Here is a 21,798-nt window from a genome sequence, read left to right on the forward strand (position 1 = left end):
AATGACTGGTACATCTTTTGCTGTGTCGTGGTGCGTCACCGGACAGCAGTGCGCTGTTGCCGGGCGCGAAGCCGGGAAATCATAGCCCGGATGACACGGGTTCATATCAGGACATCGACCTTGTGCGCCAAAGCGGTTCGCCGGACCAGTGGATCGGTGACTGCGCGGTCGCAACTTGGTGCATGAAATGTCTGCATGAACCGCTTTGGTGCCTTTTTCAGCCTTGGGTCTGCCTCTTCATGGAAAATCTGCAAAGCGCTGTGGATACGCTCGTTCATAGTTCCAACACGTTGTTCATTCTGATCGGTGCGGTCATGGTGTTGGCCATGCACGCCGGTTTCGCCTTTCTGGAGGTCGGAACGGTTCGCCAAAAGAATCAGGTCAACGCCTTGTCGAAGATCCTCAGCGACTTCGCGGTGTCGACGCTGGCCTATTTCTTTATAGGCTATTGGATTTCGTACGGGGTGACGTTCCTGCAACCGGCGGCGGTGCTCAGCGCCGATCATGGTTACGGGCTGGTGAAGTTTTTCTTCCTGCTGACCTTTGCGGCAGCGATTCCGGCGATCATTTCCGGAGGCATCGCCGAGCGGGCACGGTTCGTTCCGCAATTGTGCGCGACGGCGCTGATCGTGGCGTTCATCTATCCGTTTTTCGAGGGCATGATCTGGAACGGCAACTTCGGTCTGCAAGCCTGGCTGGCGGCGCGGTTTGGTGCATCCTTCCATGACTTCGCCGGTTCCGTGGTGGTTCACGCCATGGGAGGCTGGCTGGCGCTGGCGGCGGTGCTGTTGCTCGGCCCGCGTAATGGCCGCTATCGCGATGGCCGGCTGGTGGCATTCGCACCGTCGAGCATTCCGTTTCTGGCGCTGGGATCGTGGATCCTGATCGTCGGCTGGTTCGGCTTCAACGTGATGAGCGCGCAAACCTTGCAGGGTGTCAGTGGTCTGGTGGCGGTCAATTCGTTGATGGCGATGGTGGGCGGTACCGTGGCGGCGTTGATCGTCGGGCGCAATGACCCGGGCTTTCTGCACAACGGCCCGTTGGCCGGTCTGGTGGCGGTGTGTGCCGGCTCCGACCTGATGCACCCGGTGGGCGCGCTGGTGACCGGTGCGATTGCGGGCGCCCTGTTTGTCTGGTGCTTCACGGCGGCGCAGGTCAAATGGCGGATCGACGACGTGCTGGGTGTCTGGCCGCTGCACGGCTTGTGTGGCGTGTGGGGTGGCATCGCCTGCGGGATCTTCGGCTCGACCGCGTTGGGCGGGCTCGGTGGCGTCAGCCTGATCAGCCAGTTGATCGGCACGGCGTTGGGCGTGTTGGTGGCGCTGGTCGGTGGCTTCGCCGTCTACGGTTCGATCAAGGCGCTGCATGGTCTGCGCCTGAGTCAGGAACAGGAGTATTACGGCGCTGATCTGTCGCTGCACAAGATTGGCGCGGTAAGTCAGGACTAAGTCTCTTCATCTTCGGCACCCGGGTAGAAGCCATGCAGCAGGCGATAGCGGTCGATGCGCACCCGATCGACTTTCTCCTGCACCTGGTGTGCCGGCAGACCGAGCAGAATCAAGGCATGGGACGCGAGCATCAGGCTTGATTCCAACAGCTCCGGCACCACTTCGCTGGCGCCGGCGGCTTTCAGTTCGGCCCACTGACTGTCATCGCGGGTGCGCACCAGAATCGGCACCTTCGAGTTGAGTCGCCGGGCTTCCTTGAGCACCCGCAACGCCACATCGCTTTTATCCACGGCAATCACCAGCAGCCTGGCGCGCAGCAAACCGACGGCAGTCAGCAGGTCGCCGCGTGCCGAGTCGCCGTAATGCACGTCGCGTTCGACGGTGGCGGCCTCCTGTATACGTACGGGGTCGTTATCCAGGGCGATGTAAGGTTGCCCGGCATTGCGCATGAAGCGTCCGATCGACTGACCGACACGACCGTAACCGCAGATCACCACATGCTGATCGAGGCCGGCATTGAGGGCGCTGATGTGTTCGATCTGTGCTTCCTGATTGGGTTTGCGGTGCAGGGCGGCGGCGATACGCGGTGCTGCACGCAACATCAGCGGCGTCAGCAGCATCGAGCAGAATGTAGCAGCGAGGAGCAGCGCGCCGAGTTCGGCGGGCATCAGCTGGTTTTGCTGCATCTGCGCCATCAGGGCGAAACAGAACTCGCCGCCCTGAGCCAGTGCCAGGCCGCTGCGCCACGCGGTTTCATTGTCGTTGCCGCGCCATTTCACCAGCAGCGCCACCACTGAACCCTTGATCACCAGCAAACCCAGGGTCATGGCGAGTATCAGCAGGCTGTGGCTGGCGAACAGTTGCAGGTCGATCAGCATGCCGATGCTGACGAAGAACAGGCCGAGCAGGATGTCGCGGAACGGCCGGATATCGGCTTCGATCTGATGCCGATAATGACTTTCCCCCAGCAGCATGCCGGCCAGGAAGGCGCCGAGGGCAGGGGACAGGCCGAGCAGGTGAGTCAGCCATGCCGTGAGCAACACGATCACCAGCGCCAGCAGCACGAACAGCTCGGCCGAACGCGAGGCCGCCACCTCCTGAAACAGACGTGGCAACAGCCAGCGACTGGCCAGCAGCAAGCCGATGAACAGCACAACCGTCTTGAGCAGTGTCAGCGGCAACGCCCAATACCAGGCCTGATCGCTGCTACCGGCGAAGACGGGTACCAGCGTCAGCAACAACACGGCCACCACATCCTGAAACAACAGGACCCCCACGGCGTTCTGGCCGTGGCTGCTGAAGATTTCGCCGAGGCTGCCCAGTTCCTTGGTGACGATCGCCGTGGATGAAAGCGAAAGCCCCGCGCCGAGCAGCAGCGCCGGGGTGAGGGGCATGCCCAGCAGCATCAGCATACTTCCCAGCAGCGCTGTGCTGATCAGCACCTGTTGGCTGCCCAGACGGAAAACCACCTGGCGCAGCGCAATCATTTTCGACAGGGAGAATTCCAGCCCCAGCGAAAACAGCAGAAACACCACACCCAGCTCGGCAAGGTCCGGCAAGTGTTCACTCTCGTTGATCCAGTCGAACGCCTTCGGTCCGACCATCAGTCCGACGCACAGGTAGCCCAGCACTGGCGGCAGGCGCAGGCGGCGGAACAGGGCAATCATCACCAGGGACGAGGCAAGAATGATCAACAGGTTGGCAAACACAAAACACTCCGGCGGCAGGGTCAGGCTCTTCAAGCGTAGAGGCAAAAAACACTGGAGCATGCTGGAAAACGCATTTGTGCGGGCTGATTTGAGTCAGGGTTTTGCGAGGATAAACCTGCTCGAGGGCTTGAAGCCTTTGATGGGTCGACGGGTTCACAGGTGAGGCCTAAAATGGCCAATCAAATTTTGGGATTGAACGCGCATGCTTCCTGAATGCCAGTTGTTCGGCACCCTGGGGTGCCATCTGTGTGAAGTCGCTGAAGCCGAACTGATGCCGTTTGTCGAGCATGGCCTGCTGGTGGAACTGGTGGACATTGCTGACGATGAGTCCTGGTTCGAGGCCTACAGTCTGCGGATTCCTGTGCTGCGCCGGGTCGATACCGGGGCGGAGCTGGGGTGGCCGTTCAGCGCCGATCAGGTTGTGGCATTCCTGCGTTAGCCTTTTCCCTCGACGTTGTTCCGACCTGGCCATTCATCGCGACGGTCATCGATCCTTGGCACTCTCGGGTTTATTCGGTTACTGTATGTTCATACAGTAATTGAGTGGGCTCGTCGTGCTGTGTCCTTTTGGGGCATCAGGCAGGGCAGCCAGGACGTCAGAGGGATGAACCGTGGTCAATGTCGAACAGTTGAAAAGCAGCGTGAACCGGATGTCGGTTGACGTGGTGCGCGAAGCCGTCCACGAATTGCGCCTGGACGGTCTGGTCACGGAAGGCAAGACGCCGTTCAACAAGCTGCATTTCAATACCTGTTTTGCCGAGATCGAGGCGTTGTTCCAGCGCGCCGGATATCACAAGCAACTGGATGTGGTGGGTTATCAGGGCTTGTTGTACGCCTTGTACGATCCGGGCCGCTGGGAGGCCGTCGATGTATTGCGCTGGCTGAAGGAATTCACTGAGGCGGCGGCCCTCAAATCGATTCCCGCCTGATTCTGCGCTAGGTCTGCTGCGTCCCGTGTTGGATAATGCCGCTCTGCCTTGAGGGTTCGAGTTCTCCGTATGTCCAGCACATCTACATTTTCCGCCGCACAGAATCAGGCCAGCACGCTTTATCTGCCTCCCGGCGACTGGCGGACAGTGTTCGACTGTCTGTGTGATCACTTCAGTGCCATCGGACGCGATCAATGGCTGGACCGGATTGCCCGAGGCCGGGTGCTGGATGGTGAAGGCCAGCCGATTGCGCTGGACTTGCCGTATAAGGAAGGCCTGCGCATCCATTACTTTCGCGAAGTGCCGGATGAAAAGCCGATTCCGGTGTTCGAGTCGATTCTCTATGCGGACGAGCACCTGGTTGTCGCGGACAAACCCCATTTCCTGCCGGTGACGCCAGCGGGGGAGTACGTGGAGCAAACGCTGCTGCGCCGGTTGATTCGCCGACTGGACAACCCGCACCTGGTGCCGCTGCACCGGATTGACCGGCACACCGCCGGGTTGGTGATTTTTTCGGCCAATCCGCAGACGCGCTCGGCGTATCAGTCATTGTTCCCGACACGGCAAATCGAAAAACGCTACGAAGCCATCGCTGCTGCATTGCCGGGGCTGGATTTCCCATTGGTGCACAAGAGCCGCATGGTCGATGGCGAGCCGTTTTTCCGTATGCAGGAAGGCCCAGGTGTCAGCAACACCGAAACGGCAGTGGAAGTGCGGGAAAAGAACGGTGACCTCTGGCGCTACGGCCTGTATCCGGTGACCGGCAAGAAACACCAGTTGCGGGTGCATATGACGTCGCTGGGCGCCAGCATCTGCAACGATCCGTTCTATCCCGAGGTGCTGAAGGACGTTGAGGATGATTACGCCAAACCGCTCAAGCTTCTGGCGCAGGGTTTGCGGTTCATCGATCCGGTCACGGGTCAGGCGCGTGAATTTGAAAGCCGGATCACGCTGGACTGGTGATCCATAGCGCAATCCACTTTCTACCGCCCACGAAAAAGCCCGCATCATGCGGGCTTTTTTGTATCTGGCGTCGCTTACAGCTCTTTAACGGTGCGAACCTGATCTTTGTTGATGCGAGTCTGCTTGCCGTCCAGTTGTTCGAATTCGTAGAAGCCCGAATCCTTGTCGTATTTAGGCGAGTCGACGGCCTGGATTTCGCGACCGTCATTCAAGGTGATCACAGTTGGCGAAGCGCAACCGGCGAGGGTGGCCAGGCCCAGTGCGAGCATGAAAGTGGCGAGAGTCCGTTGAGTCATGTGTTTGTCTCCGAAGGGAATTCTTTTGGTTACTGAGCTTGTAGACGTATACAAGGCGTGAGAGTTCCTTGAACGCGGTCAGTCTGACACAGTGTTATGAGAGCTTAACAGTTCCGGGGTATTGAGATTGGCCAGCCGTGGGTCGTTGTCCGGGCAAATCAGGGCCTGGGCGCCAAGGCTGCGCATGAGCCGGCCAGGGCTGCGCTCCCCCTCGTGCCAAGCCTCTTCGAATGCGGGCAGAAGCGCCACGGGAATCACGCAAAGCAGCGGTTCCCAGTGCTCGTCGTGACGCAGCATCAGAGGATTTTCAGGGTGCAGGCTGGCGGCCTCGCGCATGCTCTGCAACAAGGGAAGGTCGATTCGCGGTACGTCGCATGGCAACACCAGCAGATGCGTATGGCGGGCAGCTCGCAAACCTGCACGAATACCGGCCAATGGTCCGGGAAAATCTTCCTCGTCATCCGAGACCAATTGATCGGCAAAGGGTGCATAGCGTTCGCGATTGCGGTTGCAGGAAATGATCAGGTCGTCGGTCAGTGGACGAACCTTGCGCTGCAAATGAGCGATCAGTGGTTCCCCGTGCCATTCGATCAGCCCCTTGTCCTGACCGCCCATGCGCTGGCCTCGTCCACCGGCCAGCAACAGGACGGAACAGGGCGGCAATCGGGTATTGGAAGTCATGGCAACTCTCCGCAGGTTCGGCGAAAAAATGAGGCGCTGTGATATAACACCGGGCTGTTTCTCCTACAACTGGATGAGCCTATGAAAGCCAAGGCTGATGTACCTTTCGCACCGCTCAATATCGCGGTACTGACGGTCAGCGACACCCGCACTCTGGAAACCGATACCTCCGGCCAGGTCTTCGTCGACCGTTTGACCGCAGCCGGTCACAACCTGGCGGAGCGGGTATTGCTCAAAGATGACCTGTACAAAATCCGTGCGCAAGTCGCCCACTGGATTGCCGAAGACGTCGTGCAAGTGGTGCTGATCACCGGGGGCACTGGCTTCACCGGGCGCGACAGCACGCCGGAAGCCGTTGGGTGCCTGCTGGACAAACAAGTCGATGGTTTTGGTGAGCTGTTCCGCCAGATTTCGGTTGCCGACATCGGCACCTCCACTGTGCAGTCCCGTGCCCTGGCAGGGTTGGCCAACGGTACGCTGGTCTGCTGTCTGCCGGGTTCGACCAACGCGGTACGTACCGGTTGGGATGGCATCCTGGCTGAACAACTGGATTCGCGGCACCGCCCGTGCAATTTCGTCCCTCATCTGAAACAGGCGGCTCCCTGTGAATCCCGCGGGTAAGCCTGGCAAGACCGGCAGCCTGATGCCGGTCGAGGTGGCCCTGGCGCGTCTGCTGGAAATGGCTGACGCCTCGCGGATTGTCGAATCCGAATATCTGTCACTGGCGCAGGTCGAGGGGCGCGTGTTGGCGCAGGATCTGGTTTCGACACTGGATCTGCCGCCATGGCCCAACAGTGCCATGGACGGTTATGCCTTGAACCTGGCCGACTGGACAGGTGAGCCAATGCCGGTCAGCCAGAAGATTTTTGCCGGCCAGTCGCCTGAACCGCTGGAGCCGGGCACCTGCGCCCGCATCTTTACGGGCGCACCCGTTCCGCCGGGCGCCGATTGCGTCGAGATGCAGGAAAACGCGGTGATCGAGGCCGACGAACGAGTGCGGTTCATCGAGACCATGGTGTCCGGACAGAACATCCGCCCGCAGGGGCAGGAAACCACCGTGGGCGAGTTGATCCTGTCCGCGGGAACCCGGCTCGGTCCGATCGAGCAAGGGCTGGCCGCGTCTTTGGGCTGTGCCGGCCTTGACGTGGTCCGCAAGATCCGCGTGGCAGTGCTGTCCACTGGCGATGAGTTGGTCGAACCGGGAACGGCACTGGGCCCGGGACAGATTTACAACAGCAACCGGGTGGTGCTGTGCAGCTGGCTGCAGCGTTTGGGCTGTGAAGTGCTAGATGCCGGGATTCTTCCGGATGACTTGCCCACCACCCGCGCACGTCTTGGGGAGCTCAAAGAGGCCGATCTGATACTGTCGACCGGTGGCGTATCGGTTGGTGAAGCGGATTTCCTCGGTGTTGCGCTGAGGGAAGAGGGTGAGCTGACACTGTGGAAGCTGGCGATCAAACCCGGGAAGCCTTTGACTGTTGGTCATTTCCGTGGTGTTCCGGTCATCGGCCTGCCCGGCAACCCGGCGTCGACCCTGGTGACGTTTGCCTTGTTGACCAAGCCCTATCTGCTGCGTCGTCAGGGTGTGCAGGATGTCGAGCCACTCAAGTTTCCAGTCCCGGCTGGCTTCGTCTGGCCCCAGGCCGGCAATCGGCGTGAATTCCTGCGGGGGCGCCTGGAACAGGGACAGGCAACGATCTACCGAAACCAGAGCTCGGGCGTTCTGCGTAGCGCCGCCTGGGCTGATGGATTGGTGGAGGTGCAGGAGGGGCGCACCCTGACCCAGGGAGATATGGTGCCTTTCATTCCCCTGAGTGAACTTCTCGGCTGATCATTGAAATGCAGGCTCGTGTGGGCCTGCATTTCAGTCCGTCAGCGGCTGATCAGTGCAACGAGCTGATCGAAGCGACTATTGGCAACCCAGCCCAACAATCCAAGAATCACCGCTGTGGCACCTGCGGAGTAGGCGAGACGGTGCTTGATGGCTTTGACGTCTCCTCTTACTTCGTCCATGTCACGGCGGATGTATTTGAGGTGGGTTTCCAGCTCGGTGACACGAGGTTCCATAACGGTTTCTCCAGTGTTTTTGGCACAGCTGTTGAGTTCGGCCCTTTGACTGGCACGACTGTCGGAGAGGGGAGCAACCGGGCTCGATGGCATTCTTGCTTCATGGCTGTGCATGCAGATTCCCGCCTGCTGCCATGAGTTTCTGCCGGCAGAAACGGCTACTCGAATGATCGAAAGTCCTGATGATGTATTGACTCATTACCTGCACATCCTTGTGTGATCGGGTTGAAGATTGTTGCCACCGACACACGGTGTACCAATGGCCAGGACGGGTCAATTGAGCCGATTCCTTACATTCCGTACGAAAAAATACCGCCTTGTAGGACGCGTGAAAGGGGGGCGCTGGAAATACTTGGGATTGCGGCGGCTCTTTTGCGTGCCGTGAGGGTCAAGATGTCCCGAACCGATTCAATTCCGGGAGTGACCAAAATGAGTGAACGCAGGGCATTGTTGATTCTGCATGGCAAGCAGGCACTCAACGAAGCGGTTCGCGCCGCGGTTGAACGCAAACGCGGACAGGGCTGGGAATTGGCTGTGCGCCTGACCTGGGAAGCCGGCGATGCCCAGCGTCTGGTCGAAGAAGCGCTGGCTGCCGGATTCGGGCAAATCATTGCTGGCGGTGGCGATGGTACCTTGCGCGATATCGCCGAGGCCCTGGCGGCTCACCCGGGCAAGGCCAGTCTGGTGTTGTTGCCACTGGGAACCGCCAACGACTTTTCTCGCGCGGCCGGTGTTCCTCTGGAACCGGATGAGGCACTCGAATTGCTTGATGCGCCTGCCTGTGACATCGATCTGGGGGAGGTGGGCGGGCAGATATTCCTGAACATGGCCACGGGCGGCTTTGGCAGTCAGGTCACCGCCAATACCTCGGAAGATCTGAAAAAGGTGCTGGGGGGCGCGGCCTATCTGTTTACGGGCCTGTCGCGATTCAGTGAGTTGCACGCCGCCTATGGCGAATTGCAGGGGCCGGATTTCCATTGGCGCGGTGAGCTGCTCGCGCTGGGTATCGGCAATGGCCGCCAGGCGGGTGGAGGGCATGTATTGTGCCCAGAGGCACTGGCCGATGACGGCCTGCTGGATATCAGTATCCTGCCGGCGCCTCAGGAGCTGGTCGGCACGCTGAAAACCCTGCTCAGCGACGGGTTCGGCATCGACAACATGTTTGTGCGCACGCGTTTGCCGTGGGTCGAAATCAAGGTGGCCGAAGGGCTCTGCATCAATCTTGATGGCGAGCCCCTGGAGGGAGACAGTCTGCGGTTTGCGGCGCGTCCGGCGGCACTGCGTGTGCATTTGCCGGAGAACTCGCCGCTGTTGGGCAGGACGCGGTGCTTCAGTCGTCCAGACTGATGATCTGTTCCCGCACGGCAAACAGCACCAGCCCGGCCACATCGTAGATCTGCAGGCGTTTCATGATCTGCGAGCGGTGGGTTTCCACGGTCTTGATGCTCAGGCCCAGACCATTGGCGATCTCGCGGGTGGACTTGCCGCGCACGATCAGGCGCAGGATTTCCAGCTGGCGCGCTGTCAGGTTATGTGAGTCGGCGACTTCCGGTTGCAGCTTCTGATTGCGGGTCAGTGCCTGATTGATCACCGTGTGGGCGATGGCCGGGCTCAGGTAGCGCTCGTTGTTGCGCAGGGCTTCCAGCGCGTGTTCGAGCTCGGTCGCCGTGGTGTCCTTGAGCAAGTAACCGTGAGCGCCGGATTCCAGTGCCTGCATGATCAGTGCAGGATCGGTGTGCATCGAGAGGATCAGCACTTTGCTGTGCGGACGAACCCGTCTGAGCCGTTGCAACGCTTCGAGGCCGCCGGTTTCTTTCATGGAAATATCCAGCAAGACGATATCGGGGTTCAGTTGCTCGACCATCTCAAGCAACTGCGAGCCGTCATTGGCCTCGCCGATTACCGCATAACCGGGAATATCCAGCACCAGAGCGCGCACGCCGGCTCTGATCAGCGAGTGGTCATCCACCAGAAGTAAGTTACAAGTCAACGCATAACCTTATTCGTACTGGCCCGCTCGAGTGCACGGGGCGCCCAGGGGAATAGTGCTTCGATTTGAGTGCCTTTGCCCGGTTCGCTCGTCACGCTCAGGGTGCCGCCCAGTTGCTCGATCCGTTCGGCCATCCCGGCCATGCCTCGTTGTCCTTCACGACCGGGATTGGCGGCCGGGGCAAAGCCCAGACCGTCATCGCTGATCAGCAGGGTCAAGCCTTGGGGAAGACGTTGCACGCGGATCAGCAGGTTCTTGGCCTGCGCATGACGCAGGATGTTGGTCACGGCTTCCTGGGTGATGCGGAAGGCGGCGACTGCCATTTCCTCAGGGATGCCGTTCAAACGCTGCTGACAGTCCAGGCTCCAGTGCACCGAGGTGTTGGTCAGTGTCTTGAGCAGATGAGCGCGCAAACTGGCTTCCAGCCCCAGGCTGGTCAGTTGCCGTGGATTGAGAATGGCCGAAACATCGCGAACTTTGTTGAGGGTTTCCTCAAGGGTGTCGCAGAGTGCCGAACACTGTTCCTGCAAGTCGTCCGGCAGGCGTCGCTTGAGCCATTCGCTTTGCAGTTTGGCGGCGGTCAGCAACTGACCGATATCATCGTGCAGTTCACGACTGAGACGGTGACGTTCGTTTTCCTGGACTTCGAGTAATCGGTCGGCCAGTTCCTGAGGCTGGAACTTGATCGATTTGCGCGACAGGCGATGCTGGGTAAAGACGCAAGCGGCGGCTGCCAGATTGATCAGCAGCAGGCCAAACGACAGCGGCGCGGACAAACCATAAGTCAGCAGACTGCCCACTGCCGCGCCAATGCAAAGCGTAAGCGTGAACCTGCGCGCGTTTTCTCGGGAGGGTGGCCATGTGGCGATTGACTTGAGGCTGGCGTACATAGCGGATGGAGCCAATGGATGTTCGCTGCGGGCAGACCGGTCAGAGTGGCTGGCGGTCTCTGTCTGAAAATCTGTGGTTCAGGTTGTTGGTTTCAATACGGTTCAGTGATCGATAATTGACTGTCAACTTCGGAGCAGACCGATCATTGAAGTCACTGTGCCATTAAGTGAAAGCAACTAACGCGCGGCATAATACCACTTAACATACCGTTGGTCGCGTTCGCCCTATATGTCCAAAGAGTCAGGAAATACACCATGTTGGACGCGAGTTCCATAATGGAAAAAGTTGAATTATTGGAATCGATAATTATCGATGAAACCTGAAGTTTTCATTTTTCATACACAGGTAAACCCTGACTTCAGCGCTGGGCAGTCTGCATGTTGACGCGTAATTATTTATTTGAGGATGTCGCTGGCAGGCATGAGTTATTCAATTGCGACATTCGATGGCTCGAACTAACGGGCTGCAATGGGCCCGGCGTGCACTCGATTACGCTTGCCGCTCCGAATAAGACACGAGAGACAAGGGTTTGGCACTGAGCGGCGGTTGAAACTGGCTCTGACCCACCTGGAAGGCGAACGCTTCGATGAGGGACGTCTGCTCGCTTTCGTCCAGGCTCAACTGGCCGGTGCTCTGGTCGACCAGTTCAAGTTGCCAGGCCATCAAGGTGAAGCAATCTTTCAGGGCGTCGAGCGCCTGGGCATGCAGGTCGACATGATCCTGCGTCTGAGTGAGCAGGCCATGCAGGTGCAGACAGAACTCGGACACGGCCACCAATGCAAGGGCATCGGCCTTGTTCGCCAGTTTGAGCAGGGTGCTGAGCATGCAGTCGATGGCGTCCTTGTCATTGCTGATCAGTTGCAAATGACTCAGGCACTCTTCGGACTTGGCCAGGAGCGTTTCAGCCTCGACAAGAAATTCGGGGAAGCGCTGCGCCCACTCTTTACGGTCGTTCGGCATGCTTATCTCCACAACGTCATGTCTGATGAGCGAATGTCGTGTGTGTCGACGATCATGAACCGTCGTGAGATCGCGCCCTGCAGTGCCGAGGAGGCTTGTGCCGGGGGTTTCGAGAGGATGGGGTTCCACTGACCTGCGATCGCACACAAAAGCCTGACTCCGTTCATGCAATGAGAATGGCGTCACATTAATGGCTATTGGATATTGCGAACATCAGGTTGGGCCTGATTGTTACTAGGGGAATCCCTTAGACACGGGAACCTACCGCGCAAACCGAGGTCGCGCCGCAGAGAATGTAGCAGATGAAATCACGGGGCCAGTAAAGCATGATGTTAATGTGACATCAATGCCTTCTCATGGCATTTTGTAGGTGATTTGTATGGGGATCAAGATTGGCCGGAATCAGCCGATAACCCCCTTTAGTGAATTCACCAGAACAAGCCCAGGAGTCATTGATGGCCGGCATTCTCGATACGGTAGACCAACGCACGCAACTGGTGGGTGAGAATCGCCTGGAAATTCTCATGTTCCGGCTGGCCGGGCGCCAATTGTTCGCGATCAACGTGTTCAAGGTTCAGGAAGTCCTGCAACTGCCGAAGCTGACCCTGATGCCTCAGCGTCACCCGTTTGTCTGCGGTGTGGTCAACCTGCGCGGCCAGACCCTGCCGGTAATCGACCTGTCCCAGGCGATCGGCATGCGTCCGCTGGTGCCGGGCCCCAACAGCACGATCATCGTCACCGAGTACAACCGCTCGGTGCAGGCTTTCCTCGTCGGCGGTGTGGATCGCATCGTCAACATGAACTGGGAAGCCATCCTGCCACCGCCGACCAGCGCCGGCCGCCAGCATTACCTGACCGCCATCAGCAAGGTCGACGATCAATTGGTGGAAATCATCGACGTCGAGAAAGTCCTCGCCGAAATCGTCCCGTACAACGCCAAGGTCTCCCGCGACAAACTCGACGATCCGGTCCTGGAGCGCGCCCGTGGCCGCGAAGTGCTGCTGGTGGACGACTCCAATGTTGCACTGTCGCAGTTGCGCGACACCCTCGGCCAGTTGGGCGTGAAGATGCACATCGCCAGCGACGGTCTGAAAGCCCTGAACATGCTCAAGGCTTGGGCCGACACTGGGGTCAACATGACCGACAAGTTGCTGATGATCTTCACCGACGCGGAAATGCCGGAAATGGACGGCTATCGCCTGACCACCGAAATCCGCAACGACCCGCGTCTGCGTGGCCTGTACGTGGTGCTGCACACCTCGCTGTCCGGCAGCTTCAACGACTCGATGGTGAAGAAGGTCGGCTGCGACAACTTCCTCTCCAAGTTCCAGCCGGACAAACTGGTCGATGTGGTGCGCCAGCGTCTGATGCTCGACGAAGTCCCGGCCTGATCACGACGCGGTTGCAGCGGAAGCGAGCAAGTTCGCTTCCTCATTCTCTGGCCTTTGATTCGGCGACCCAGCTCGTATAGGGTGGCGTTTTTGACCCATCAGGGAGCTGGCCATGCTGCGTCTGAGCGCGCTTTATCGTTACCCGTTGAAATCCGGCAAGGGCGAGGTTCTGCAAGGGATCGGCCTGGACAAACTGGGGCTTGAGGGCGATCGACGCTGGATGCTGGTGGACGAGGCCAGCGGGCGTTTCCTGACTCAGCGTGCCGAAGCGAAGATGAGCCAGTTGTCGGCGCTGTGGAATGCCGACGGTGGCCTGACCCTCGATGCGCCGGGGCATTCGGCAATTGATATCGCGTTGCCCGGCAACGAAGCCGAACTGCGCGGCGTGACCATCTGGCGCGACACCCTGCGCGTGCCGGATGCCGGCGAAGAAGCGGCCCGCTGGGTCAGCGAATTCATCGGCAAGCCGACCCGCCTGGTGCAAGTGCCGCTGGATCGCGCCCGCACGACTGCGGCCGGGTACGGCAACGATGACGACCAGGTGGCGTTCGCCGACGGTTTCCCGCTGCTGCTGATTGGCGAGGCGTCGCTGCAACATCTGTCGCAGGAAGTCGGGCGTCCGTTGGAAATGCTGCGGTTCCGGCCGAATCTGGTGATCGAAGGCAGCGAGGCCTATGCCGAGGATGGCTGGAAGCGCATCCGCATCGGTGATGTCGAGTTCCGCGTGGTCAAGTCGTGTTCACGCTGCATTCTCACTACGATCGATCCGAAAACCGGTGAACGCAGCGCGGATCGCGAGCCGCTGGCGACTCTGCAGAAGACCCGCGCCCAGGCCGACGGTGCGATGTTCGGTCAGAACCTGGTCAATGACAGCAACGGTCGACTCGAAGTCGGCATGCCGGTGGAAATCCTCGAGTAATCTGCCCCGAAACGAAAAATGCCCGTGTCCAAGGACACGGGCATTTTTTATTGCCGCAGGAAACCGGGGTTTCAGCCGCGGTATTCGCACAGGTAAGCGGTGTCGACGGCCACTTTCAGCTGGAACTTGCTGTTGGCTGGCACGTTGAACTGGCTGCCTGCAGCGAAAGTTTCCCAGTCACTGCTGTCCGGCAGTTTGACGGTCAGTGCGCCGGACACCACGTGCATGATTTCACGCTGGCTGGTGCCGAATTCGTATTCGCCCGGGGCCATGACGCCGATGGTCGCAGGACCTTCAGCTGTGCCAAAGGCGATCGACTTGACGGTGCCGTCGAAGTACTCGTTGACTTTAAACATGGGCGATTCCTCTCGAAAAGGGCTTAAAAGGGTCAAAAAGGTCGGCCAGTATGCACAAGGCTCAGGGCGCCGTCACCTGCGCTAGAGCGGCAGCACCAGCGGTAATAATCGGGCGGTATTACGCGCATCTTCCAGCGCGCGATGCTGCTGACCGGTGAACTGCATGCCCGCCAGTTGCAGGGCGCCATTGAGTCCCAGAGGCCGTTCGAGGCGTCGGGCCTTGGCAAAGCGTTGTTTGAGGTTCATGTGCGGCACGCGGCTAAGGGCGCTGTCGAGTTGCAGGCGCTGCCATTCCTGAAGCAATTGCTTGCGGTCGTAATCGCCCCAGCTGGCCCAGCCTTCAAGGCGTGTCTGGTGCTGACCGAGCCAGCGCTCGAACGCCGGCCAGACGTCGGTCAGCGGTTGCGCCGCGTCGATGTTGGCCTGAGTGATATGAGTGAGCTCACGACAGAACGGCGTCAGCAGTGGCCGACGCGTCGGTTTGACGAAGCGTTGAAAGTGATCCTGCTCGCGACCGGCACGATCCACCAGGGTGGCGCCAATCTCGATGATCTCCATTTCCGTAACCGGCCAGCCACCTTCATCGGTGGTGGCTTCCAGATCAATGACCAGCCAATGGGGCATCGCAGGGTTCCTGATTTCCGCGTCCTGATTATTCAGAGCGTAGTCAAACCTTGCGGATGCGCGCGGCGACTACTCGACCTGCAACAGAACCTGACGATTTTTGACCTGATCGCCGACCTTGACCTGCACCCGCTTGAGCACGCCATCGATGCCGGCCTTGAGCGGGTGCTCCATTTTCATCGCTTCCAGCACCACCAGCAGTTGGCCTTTGCTGACCGGACTGCCTTCGCTGACAAGCACGTCGATGATTGCGCCATCCATCGGGGCTTTCAAGGTGCCGGTGCTGACGCTGGTCTGACTGTCGATCACGGCATGAGTTCGATCCACCAGGCGCAGGCTGCCGGGACGGGTGAACAGCCAGAGATGGTCGTCGTGCAGGCGATAGGCGTGGCGCCGGCGCAGGCCTTCGATTTCGAGGGATATCGAGCGTTCGTTGTATTCGATGAGCTTCAGTTCGAAGGCACGTTCAGCCACCTGAACCCGAACGATGCCGTCCGGGGCAGCGAGCAACTGCACGCTCCACGTCTGGTCGTCGAGACCGAGTTGATAGTGCAACGGCGCCCCGGCATTGTTGCGCCAACCGGCCAAGGGTGAACGATGCGCCCCGGCACAGGATTGATAAAACAGCAACGCTGCGACTGCGAGTTCTTCGGCACTCGGTGTATGCGGGTGCAGACAAGGATGGTCGGCGAAGTGTTGCGGGATAAACCCGGTACTGAATTCACCGCTGATGAACTGCGGATGCTGCAACAGACTGGCGAGCAGTCGCTGATTGCTCTGCACGCCGAGCAACACGCTGTCCTGCACCGCGCACAACAGTTTGCGCCGGGCCTCTTCGCGGGTCGCGCCGTGGGCGATCAGTTTGCCGAGCATCGGGTCGTAGAACGGTGAGATCGACTGACCTTCGATCAGCCCATGATCAATCCGCGCACCCCGATTCAGTGCCGGTTCCCAGGCTTCGACACGGCCGGTCTGCGGCAGAAATCCCTGGGCCGGATCCTCGGCGTAGAGGCGCACCTCCATGGCGTGGCCATCGAGTTTGACTTGTGCTTGCGTCAGCGGCAGCGGCTGGCCCTCGGCAACCAAGAGCTGCCACGCCACCAGGTCCAACCCGGTAATCAATTCGGTCACCGGATGCTCGACCTGCAGCCGGGTGTTCATTTCCAGAAAGTAGAACTGGCCTCGGGCGTCGAGGAGAAACTCCACGGTGCCGGCGCCCACGTAGTTCACCGCGCGTCCGGCCTTGAGCGCCGCTTCTCCCATCGCCTGACGCAATTCTTCGGTCATTACCGGGCACGGTGCTTCTTCGATGACTTTCTGATGGCGACGTTGGATCGAACAATCGCGCTCGCCCAGGTAGATCAGGTTGCCGTGGTGATCGCCGAACAACTGCACTTCGACGTGGCGCGGTTCGATCAACGCCTGTTCGAGGATCAGTTCGTCGCTGCCGAAACCGTTCAAGGCTTCGGAGCGGGCGGTGCGCAATTGCGCCGCCAGCTCCTCGACGTGATGCACCAGGCGCATGCCGCGTCCGCCACCGCCGGCGCTGGCCTTGATCATCAGCGGATAACCGATGCGTTCGGCTTCGTGTGTCAGGGTCGCGTCGTCCTGCTCGGCGCCTTGATAGCCGGCGATGCACGGCACCCCGGCAGCGAGCATGGCAATTTTCGACTGGCGTTTGCTGCCCATCAGTTCGATGGCTTCGACGCTGGGACCAATGAAGGTCAGGCCGGCCTGTTCGCAGGCTCGGGCGAACCCTGCGTTTTCCGAAAGGAAGCCATAACCAGGATGGATCGCGTCGGCACCGCTGCGCCGGGCGGCGTCGAGGATGGCCGGGATGTTCAGGTAGGACTGTTGCACCGGCGCCGGGCCGATGTTCACGGCCTCGTCCGCCATTTGGACATGCAGCGCATCGGCGTCGGCGTCGCTGAACACCGCGACGGTGCGATAGCCGAGGGCCTGGGCAGTGCGCTGGATGCGGCAGGCGATTTCACCGCGGTTGGCGATCAGGATTTTGTGGAGGGCGGGCATGGTGGTTTTTCCTGAATGTTGGCGGTGGATTGGAGGGCCTTATCGCGAGCTCGCTCCCACAAGGTCAGGTGCTCCATCCGGGTTTGCGCTTTTGCACGAACGCCATCGTGCCTTCGATACCTTCGGCACCGGTCACGGCTTCGCTGAACCACTGCGCCGCTTCATCCAGCAATGCGCTCGACGGCTGGCCGGCGCTGGCCAGCAGTAATTTCTTGGTAGCGGCATTCGCTTCGGGGGCGCAGCACAGGACATGTTGCAGCACTTCATCCAGCCGCTCGGCCAGTGCCTGGGGATCCTGCTCGACAAAATGCACCAGCCCCAGGCGCCGCGCCTGATGGCCGTCAAAACGCGCGGCGGTCAGGGCCAGGCGGCGGGCTTCAGTGAGGCCGATGCGCTGCACCACAAACGGCGCGATCTGCGCCGGCAACAGGCCGAGGCTGGTTTCCGGCAGACCGAATTGCGCCTGATGATCGGCCATCGCGATATCGCTTACGCACGCCAGTCCGAAACCGCCCCCGAGCACCGCGCCCTGCAACACGGTGATCAGCACTTGCGGCGCGTGCTGCGCTTCTTCCAGCAACGACCCGAAAGTGCGGTTCAACTCGCGATAGGCATCGCTGCCCTGAGCGCGGGCGTTGGTCATGTCCTTGATGTCGCCACCGGCACAGAAATGCCCGCCGGCACCGCTGAGCACCAGCGCGCGAACGCTGCGGTCATCGCGCACGGCGGCCAGCACTGCGCGCAGTTCGGCGACCATTTGCAGGCTCATGGCGTTGCGGCTTTCCGGGCGATTGAGGGTGATGTGCAGCACGCCGTTATGCGGCTCCAGCAACAGCGTCTGGCAATCGGGCAGGGTGCTCATTTCTTTTTCCCCGGCAGGATGCCCATCAGTTTGCAGATGATCCCCAGCATGATTTCGTCGGCGCCGCCGCCAATCGACACCAGTCGCACGTCGCGGTAGGCGCGGGCCACCGGGTTGTCCCACATGAAGCCCATGCCGCCCCAATATTGCAGGCAGCTGTCGCTGACTTCGCGACCGAGACGCCCGGCCTTGAGCTTGGCCATCGAAGCCAGTCGGGTGACGTCCTGGCCTTTCACGTATTGCTCGGTGGCCTGATAGACCAGCGCCCGCAGGCATTCGATTTCGGTCTGCAATTCGGCGAGACGGAAGTGGATCACCTGATTGTCGATCAGCGCATTGCCGAAGGTCTTGCGCTCCTTGCAGTACTCGATGGTGCTGTCGATGCAGTATTCCAGGCCCTTGATCATGTTGGCCGCACCGAACAGGCGTTCCTCCTGGAATTGCAGCATCTGCATCATGAACCCGGCGCCTTCATGGCCGATGCGATTGCGCTGGGGCACCCGCACGTTGTCGAAAAACACCTGGGCGGTTTCCGAGCTGCGCATGCCGAGCTTGTCCAGGTGCGAACTGAGGCTGATGCCCAGTGTGTTCATCGGGACCATGATCAGCGACTTGTTGACGTGCGGCTTGTCGTCCGAGGTGTTGGCCAGCAGGCAGATGAAGTCGGCGCTCGGCGAGTTGGTGATCCACATCTTGCTGCCGTTGATCACGTAGTCGTCGCCATCCTTGCGCGCGGTGGTCTTGAGCCCGGCGACGTCGGAGCCGGCACCGACTTCCGAGACGCCGATGCAGCCGACCTGCTCGCCGGTGATCGCCGGGCGCAGGAATTCGTCGCGCAATTCATCGGAGCCGAAGCGGGCGAGGGCCGGGGTGCACATGTCGGTCTGCACGCCGATCGACATCGGAATGCCGCCGCAATGGATGGTGCCGAACTCTTCGGCGGCGACGATCGAATAGCTGTAATCCAGGCCCATGCCGCCGAATTTTTCCGGCTTGGAAATCCCCAGCAGGCCGAGGTCGCCGGCCTTGCGGAAAATCTCGTGGATCGGAAAGCGCCCGGCCTTTTCCCATTCATCGACGTGCGGGTTGATCTCGTGCTCGACGAATTGGCGGACGGTGCGGCGCAGGGCTTCGTGTTCCGGGGTGAAGATCATTTTTATTGTTCTCCTTGAGTCCGTGGCAATCAGAACCGGCTGACGCCGAAGCTGTTGGGGCCCAGCGTGCGGATGTCGGCTTCGTGGCAGATATCCAGCAGGTAGCCGAGCAGGGTGCGGGTGTCGCGTGGATCGATCAGCCCGTCGTCCCACAGGTTGGCGCTGCCGTAGAGGGCGGTGGACTGGCTGTCGAGTTTCTGCGCGGTGACCTGTTCCAGCATGTCGAGCATCTTCGGGTCGGGCACCAGACCGTCCTTCAGCTGCTTGGCTTCGGTGACGATCCGCAGCACCTTGCCGGCCTGGGCGCCACCCATCACTGCGGTGCGACTGTTGGGCCAGGCGAAGATGAAGCGCGGATCGAGCCCGCGTCCGCACATCGCATAGTTGCCCGCGCCATAGGAGCCGCCGACCACGATGGTCAGTTTCGGTACCCGCGCATTGGCCACGGCCTGGATCAATTTGGAGCCGTGCTTGATCACGCCGTGCTGTTCCGATTCGGTGCCGACCATGAACCCGGTGGTGTTGTGGAAAAACAGCAGGGGTGTCTGACTCTGGTCGCACAGCTGAATGAACTGCGCCGCCTTGCTCGCACCGTTGGGCGTGATCGGGCCGTTGTTGCCGATGAACCCACAGGCGCGGCCCTGAATTTTCAGGTGGCCGCAAACGGTCTGCTGATCGAACTCGCCCTTGAACTCCATGAAACGCGATTCATCGGCGATCCGCGCAATGATTTCACGCACGTCGTAGGGCTTTTTCGGGTCGTCCGGGATCAGGCCCAGCAGTTCGTCGATGGGATACAGCGGATCTTTGAATTGCGGTTCGGGCAGCCACGGAAGCTGCTCGTTCCAGTTCAACAAGCTGATGATTTCCCGCACCTGACGCACGCCGTCGGCATCGTTCTCGGCCAAATATTCGGCGGTTCCGGCGACTTGCGCGTGCATCTCGGCGCCGCCCAGTTCTTCGTCGGTGGCCACTTCACCGGTCGCCGCCTTGAGCAATGGGGGACCTGCGAGAAACAGCTTGGCCTTGCCGCGCACCACCACCACGTAATCCGACAGCCCTGGCTGATATGCACCGCCGGCCGTGGCCGAGCCGTGCACCACGGTGATCTGCGGCAGCCCCATGGCCGACATGCGCGCCTGATTGGCAAAACTGCGCGCGCCTTCGACGAAAATCTCCGCCGCATAATTGAGGTTGGCGCCGCCGCTTTCGGCAAGGGTGATCACCGGCAGTTTGTTTTCCTGGGCGATCTGTTGCAGGCGCAGGGATTTTTTCAGACCCGACGGGGAAATCGTCCCGCCCTTGATCGCGCTGTTGTTCGCCACCACCAGCGCCCGCACGCCGGAAACGTAGCCAATGCCCGCAATCAAACCGCCACCGGCCGAGCTGCCGTCCTTGTCGTCGTGCAGTTTGTAGCCGGCCAGGCTCGCCAGTTCGAGGAATGGCGCGCCAGGGTCGAGCAGCAGGTTCAGGCGTTCGCGGGGCAGCAGTTGCCCGCGCTTGTCGAATTTCGGTTTGGCTTCGGCGGCCTTGTTCAGCAGGTTCTGTTCGAGCTGCTGGACTTGCTCGATGGCCGCGAGCATGGCGGTGCGGTTGCGCGCAAAGGCTTCGCTGTGCGGGTCAAGCTGGGACTGGATCTGCGGCATGGCTTACTCCTTGTCCTTCAAGACGTCCGGCATATAGGCCCGGTGGAAGCCGTTGAAGGATTCGCTGTGGGTCGCCTTGTGCAACGGCCATGCGCGGCTGCCCAGGCTGGCCGCGCCATCGATGCGCAACGTGCTGCCGCTGATAAACGAGGCTGCAGGGCTGAGCAGAAATACAATCGCCGCGCTGACCTCTGATTCGGTGCCGATGCGTTTGAGCGGTACATGTTCGCGCAAGGTCGGGATCACCGCCTTGAACGCGCCTTCGTAAGTGTCCATGCCGCTGGAGGCGATCCAGCCCGGCGCCACTGCGTTAACCCGAACCCCGGCATAACCCCATTCGAATGCCGCGGTCTTGGTGAAGTTGTCCATACCCGAACGGGCGGCGCCGGAGTGGCCCATGCCAGGCATGCCGCCCCACATGTCGGCGAGCATGTTGACGATGCTGCCGCCGTGTTTGCTCATCGATTGATTGAACACTTCCCGAGCCATCAGGAAACCGCCGACCAGATTGGTGCGCAGCACGGTTTCGAAGCCTTTCTGATTGATCGAGGCCAAGGGCGACGGGTACTGGCCGCCGGCATTGTTGACCAGTCCGTGGATCGGCCCGTGTTCGCGGATCAATTCGCCGACCAGCGTCTTCACGGCTTCTTCGTCACGAATGTCGCAAGCCCTCCAGTGCGCCCGGCCACCGTCCTCGGCGATTTCGGCAGCAACGGCTTGCAGCTTTTCCGGTTTGCGTCCGACCAGCACCACGGTGGCCCCGAGCGCGGCCAGTTCATGGGCGGTGCAACGCCCGATGCCGCTGCCGCCACCGGTGACGATCACGGTCTGGCCGCTGAACAGGTCAGCCCGGAAAATCGATTCGTATGCCATGGACAATC

Annotated in this window: 23 protein-coding genes; 9 read left to right on the forward strand and 14 right to left on the reverse strand. The window is 60.5% G+C overall.

What is annotated here, in order from left to right; genetic code table 11:
- Nucleotides 1–239 precede the first annotated feature (239 nt).
- The gene (locus AC1RMX_RS23505; RefSeq protein WP_096821150.1) at nt 240–1,448 is read left to right on the forward strand and encodes an ammonium transporter; all 1,209 of its coding nucleotides are present in this window, start codon (nt 240–242) and stop codon (nt 1,446–1,448) included.
- On the opposite strand, the gene AC1RMX_RS23510 is transcribed toward AC1RMX_RS23505, so the two are convergent.
- Nucleotides 1,445–3,157 (reverse strand): cation:proton antiporter, encoded by a 1,713-nt coding sequence (locus tag AC1RMX_RS23510; RefSeq protein WP_493066397.1) that lies wholly within the window; start codon nt 3,155–3,157, stop codon nt 1,445–1,447. The genes AC1RMX_RS23505 and AC1RMX_RS23510 overlap by 4 nt on opposite strands.
- A gap of 202 nt (nt 3,158–3,359) precedes the next feature.
- Here AC1RMX_RS23510 and AC1RMX_RS23515 point away from each other — a divergent pair, with 202 nt between their 5' ends.
- The 3 genes from AC1RMX_RS23515 to AC1RMX_RS23525 all read left to right on the forward strand — a co-directional run bounded on the left by AC1RMX_RS23515 (nt 3,360) and on the right by AC1RMX_RS23525 (nt 5,049).
- Entirely contained in the window at nt 3,360–3,596 is a 237-nt protein-coding gene (locus AC1RMX_RS23515; RefSeq protein ID WP_007955734.1) for a glutaredoxin family protein, read from the forward strand.
- 172 nt (nt 3,597–3,768) lie between these two features.
- Nucleotides 3,769–4,086: a transcriptional regulator gene (locus AC1RMX_RS23520; protein WP_085730606.1), complete on the forward strand. Its 318-nt coding sequence runs from the start codon at nt 3,769–3,771 to the stop codon at nt 4,084–4,086.
- A gap of 69 nt (nt 4,087–4,155) precedes the next feature.
- Nucleotides 4,156–5,049 (forward strand): pseudouridine synthase, encoded by an 894-nt coding sequence (locus AC1RMX_RS23525; RefSeq protein WP_096821092.1) that lies wholly within the window; start codon nt 4,156–4,158, stop codon nt 5,047–5,049.
- A gap of 74 nt (nt 5,050–5,123) precedes the next feature.
- Here the strand turns inward: AC1RMX_RS23525 and AC1RMX_RS23530 are convergent, their stop codons facing one another.
- Complete coding sequence (locus tag AC1RMX_RS23530) at nt 5,124–5,345, reverse strand: YgdI/YgdR family lipoprotein (protein WP_085710733.1); 222 nt, start codon at nt 5,343–5,345, stop codon at nt 5,124–5,126.
- A 78-nt stretch (nt 5,346–5,423) separates the two neighbouring features.
- On the reverse strand, nt 5,424–6,026 hold the full coding sequence (mobA, locus tag AC1RMX_RS23535; RefSeq protein WP_102620434.1) for a molybdenum cofactor guanylyltransferase MobA: 603 nt from the start codon (nt 6,024–6,026) through the stop codon (nt 5,424–5,426).
- 81 nt (nt 6,027–6,107) lie between these two features.
- Here mobA and moaB point away from each other — a divergent pair, with 81 nt between their 5' ends.
- Nucleotides 6,108–6,647: a molybdenum cofactor biosynthesis protein B gene (gene moaB, locus AC1RMX_RS23540; RefSeq protein ID WP_096821094.1), complete on the forward strand. Its 540-nt coding sequence runs from the start codon at nt 6,108–6,110 to the stop codon at nt 6,645–6,647.
- Nucleotides 6,631–7,857: a molybdopterin molybdotransferase MoeA gene (locus tag AC1RMX_RS23545; protein ID WP_493073135.1), complete on the forward strand. Its 1,227-nt coding sequence runs from the start codon at nt 6,631–6,633 to the stop codon at nt 7,855–7,857. Before moaB ends, AC1RMX_RS23545 begins: the two co-directional genes overlap by 17 nt.
- Before the next feature lie 41 nt (nt 7,858–7,898).
- On the opposite strand, the gene AC1RMX_RS23550 is transcribed toward AC1RMX_RS23545, so the two are convergent.
- Nucleotides 7,899–8,207 carry a hypothetical protein gene (locus AC1RMX_RS23550; protein ID WP_176504857.1) on the reverse strand — a complete coding sequence of 103 codons (309 nt, stop codon included), beginning with the start codon at nt 8,205–8,207 and terminating at the stop codon, nt 7,899–7,901.
- 315 nt (nt 8,208–8,522) lie between these two features.
- On the opposite strand from AC1RMX_RS23550, the gene yegS reads away from it, so the two are divergent.
- Complete coding sequence (yegS, locus tag AC1RMX_RS23555) at nt 8,523–9,440, forward strand: lipid kinase YegS (RefSeq protein WP_096821097.1); 918 nt, start codon at nt 8,523–8,525, stop codon at nt 9,438–9,440.
- On the opposite strand, the gene AC1RMX_RS23560 is transcribed toward yegS, so the two are convergent.
- The 3 genes from AC1RMX_RS23560 to AC1RMX_RS23570 all read right to left on the reverse strand — a co-directional run bounded on the left by AC1RMX_RS23560 (nt 9,424) and on the right by AC1RMX_RS23570 (nt 11,934).
- Nucleotides 9,424–10,083, reverse strand: a complete 660-nt coding sequence (locus AC1RMX_RS23560) for a response regulator (protein ID WP_096821098.1) — start codon at nt 10,081–10,083, stop codon at nt 9,424–9,426. The genes yegS and AC1RMX_RS23560 overlap by 17 nt on opposite strands.
- Nucleotides 10,080–10,973, reverse strand: coding sequence for a sensor histidine kinase (locus AC1RMX_RS23565; protein ID WP_096821099.1), 894 nt, complete (start codon nt 10,971–10,973; stop codon nt 10,080–10,082). Before AC1RMX_RS23565 ends, AC1RMX_RS23560 begins: the two co-directional genes overlap by 4 nt.
- 490 nt (nt 10,974–11,463) lie before the next feature.
- Nucleotides 11,464–11,934 carry a hypothetical protein gene (locus AC1RMX_RS23570; RefSeq protein WP_096821100.1) on the reverse strand — a complete coding sequence of 157 codons (471 nt, stop codon included), beginning with the start codon at nt 11,932–11,934 and terminating at the stop codon, nt 11,464–11,466.
- Nucleotides 11,935–12,389: 455 nt separating this feature from the next.
- On the opposite strand from AC1RMX_RS23570, the gene AC1RMX_RS23575 reads away from it, so the two are divergent.
- Nucleotides 12,390–13,325 (forward strand): chemotaxis protein CheV, encoded by a 936-nt coding sequence (locus AC1RMX_RS23575; protein WP_034155209.1) that lies wholly within the window; start codon nt 12,390–12,392, stop codon nt 13,323–13,325.
- Between the two features lie 112 nt (nt 13,326–13,437).
- Nucleotides 13,438–14,244 carry an MOSC domain-containing protein gene (locus AC1RMX_RS23580; protein WP_096821101.1) on the forward strand — a complete coding sequence of 269 codons (807 nt, stop codon included), beginning with the start codon at nt 13,438–13,440 and terminating at the stop codon, nt 14,242–14,244.
- A gap of 71 nt (nt 14,245–14,315) precedes the next feature.
- On the opposite strand, the gene ppnP is transcribed toward AC1RMX_RS23580, so the two are convergent.
- The 7 genes from ppnP to AC1RMX_RS23615 all read right to left on the reverse strand — a co-directional run bounded on the left by ppnP (nt 14,316) and on the right by AC1RMX_RS23615 (nt 21,790).
- Nucleotides 14,316–14,600, reverse strand: coding sequence for a pyrimidine/purine nucleoside phosphorylase (gene ppnP / locus AC1RMX_RS23585; RefSeq protein WP_007940055.1), 285 nt, complete (start codon nt 14,598–14,600; stop codon nt 14,316–14,318).
- 81 nt (nt 14,601–14,681) lie between these two features.
- Nucleotides 14,682–15,224, reverse strand: a complete 543-nt coding sequence (locus tag AC1RMX_RS23590; protein WP_096821102.1) for a 3'-5' exonuclease — start codon at nt 15,222–15,224, stop codon at nt 14,682–14,684.
- A gap of 69 nt (nt 15,225–15,293) precedes the next feature.
- Nucleotides 15,294–17,255, reverse strand: coding sequence for an acetyl/propionyl/methylcrotonyl-CoA carboxylase subunit alpha (locus AC1RMX_RS23595; protein ID WP_493073136.1), 1,962 nt, complete (start codon nt 17,253–17,255; stop codon nt 15,294–15,296).
- A gap of 64 nt (nt 17,256–17,319) precedes the next feature.
- Nucleotides 17,320–18,117, reverse strand: a complete 798-nt coding sequence (locus AC1RMX_RS23600) for an enoyl-CoA hydratase/isomerase family protein (RefSeq protein WP_493073137.1) — start codon at nt 18,115–18,117, stop codon at nt 17,320–17,322.
- Nucleotides 18,114–19,271 (reverse strand): citronellyl-CoA dehydrogenase, encoded by a 1,158-nt coding sequence (gene atuD / locus AC1RMX_RS23605; protein WP_493073139.1) that lies wholly within the window; start codon nt 19,269–19,271, stop codon nt 18,114–18,116. The genes AC1RMX_RS23600 and atuD overlap by 4 nt, the downstream gene beginning before the upstream one ends.
- A 29-nt stretch (nt 19,272–19,300) precedes the next feature.
- Nucleotides 19,301–20,917, reverse strand: a complete 1,617-nt coding sequence (gene atuC, locus AC1RMX_RS23610; protein ID WP_096821106.1) for a geranyl-CoA carboxylase subunit beta — start codon at nt 20,915–20,917, stop codon at nt 19,301–19,303.
- A 3-nt stretch (nt 20,918–20,920) separates the two neighbouring features.
- Nucleotides 20,921–21,790 (reverse strand): SDR family oxidoreductase, encoded by an 870-nt coding sequence (locus tag AC1RMX_RS23615; RefSeq protein ID WP_493073140.1) that lies wholly within the window; start codon nt 21,788–21,790, stop codon nt 20,921–20,923.
- Nucleotides 21,791–21,798: the final 8 nt, after the last annotated feature.

Source organism: Pseudomonas sp. GW822-FHT03F04, assembly GCF_058801405.1.

What these genes read in the sequence shown, in the direction of transcription:
- AC1RMX_RS23505 (WP_096821150.1), top strand. Translation starts at nt 240, where the DNA reads ATGGAAAATCTGCAAAGCGCTGTGGATACGCTCGTTCATAGTTCCAAC.
- AC1RMX_RS23515 (WP_007955734.1), top strand. Translation starts at nt 3,360, where the DNA reads ATGCTTCCTGAATGCCAGTTGTTCGGCACCCTGGGGTGCCATCTGTGT.
- AC1RMX_RS23525 (WP_096821092.1), top strand. Translation starts at nt 4,156, where the DNA reads ATGTCCAGCACATCTACATTTTCCGCCGCACAGAATCAGGCCAGCACG.
- AC1RMX_RS23530 (WP_085710733.1), bottom strand. Translation starts at nt 5,345, where the DNA reads ATGACTCAACGGACTCTCGCCACTTTCATGCTCGCACTGGGCCTGGCC.
- mobA (WP_102620434.1), bottom strand. Translation starts at nt 6,026, where the DNA reads ATGACTTCCAATACCCGATTGCCGCCCTGTTCCGTCCTGTTGCTGGCC.
- moaB (WP_096821094.1), top strand. Translation starts at nt 6,108, where the DNA reads ATGAAAGCCAAGGCTGATGTACCTTTCGCACCGCTCAATATCGCGGTA.
- AC1RMX_RS23550 (WP_176504857.1), bottom strand. Translation starts at nt 8,207, where the DNA reads ATGCACAGCCATGAAGCAAGAATGCCATCGAGCCCGGTTGCTCCCCTC.
- yegS (WP_096821097.1), top strand. Translation starts at nt 8,523, where the DNA reads ATGAGTGAACGCAGGGCATTGTTGATTCTGCATGGCAAGCAGGCACTC.
- AC1RMX_RS23565 (WP_096821099.1), bottom strand. Translation starts at nt 10,973, where the DNA reads ATGTACGCCAGCCTCAAGTCAATCGCCACATGGCCACCCTCCCGAGAA.
- AC1RMX_RS23570 (WP_096821100.1), bottom strand. Translation starts at nt 11,934, where the DNA reads ATGCCGAACGACCGTAAAGAGTGGGCGCAGCGCTTCCCCGAATTTCTT.
- AC1RMX_RS23575 (WP_034155209.1), top strand. Translation starts at nt 12,390, where the DNA reads ATGGCCGGCATTCTCGATACGGTAGACCAACGCACGCAACTGGTGGGT.
- AC1RMX_RS23580 (WP_096821101.1), top strand. Translation starts at nt 13,438, where the DNA reads ATGCTGCGTCTGAGCGCGCTTTATCGTTACCCGTTGAAATCCGGCAAG.
- ppnP (WP_007940055.1), bottom strand. Translation starts at nt 14,600, where the DNA reads ATGTTTAAAGTCAACGAGTACTTCGACGGCACCGTCAAGTCGATCGCC.
- AC1RMX_RS23590 (WP_096821102.1), bottom strand. Translation starts at nt 15,224, where the DNA reads ATGCCCCATTGGCTGGTCATTGATCTGGAAGCCACCACCGATGAAGGT.
- AC1RMX_RS23595 (WP_493073136.1), bottom strand. Translation starts at nt 17,255, where the DNA reads ATGCCCGCCCTCCACAAAATCCTGATCGCCAACCGCGGTGAAATCGCC.
- AC1RMX_RS23600 (WP_493073137.1), bottom strand. Translation starts at nt 18,117, where the DNA reads ATGAGCACCCTGCCCGATTGCCAGACGCTGTTGCTGGAGCCGCATAAC.
- atuD (WP_493073139.1), bottom strand. Translation starts at nt 19,271, where the DNA reads ATGATCTTCACCCCGGAACACGAAGCCCTGCGCCGCACCGTCCGCCAA.
- atuC (WP_096821106.1), bottom strand. Translation starts at nt 20,917, where the DNA reads ATGCCGCAGATCCAGTCCCAGCTTGACCCGCACAGCGAAGCCTTTGCG.
- AC1RMX_RS23615 (WP_493073140.1), bottom strand. Translation starts at nt 21,790, where the DNA reads ATGGCATACGAATCGATTTTCCGGGCTGACCTGTTCAGCGGCCAGACC.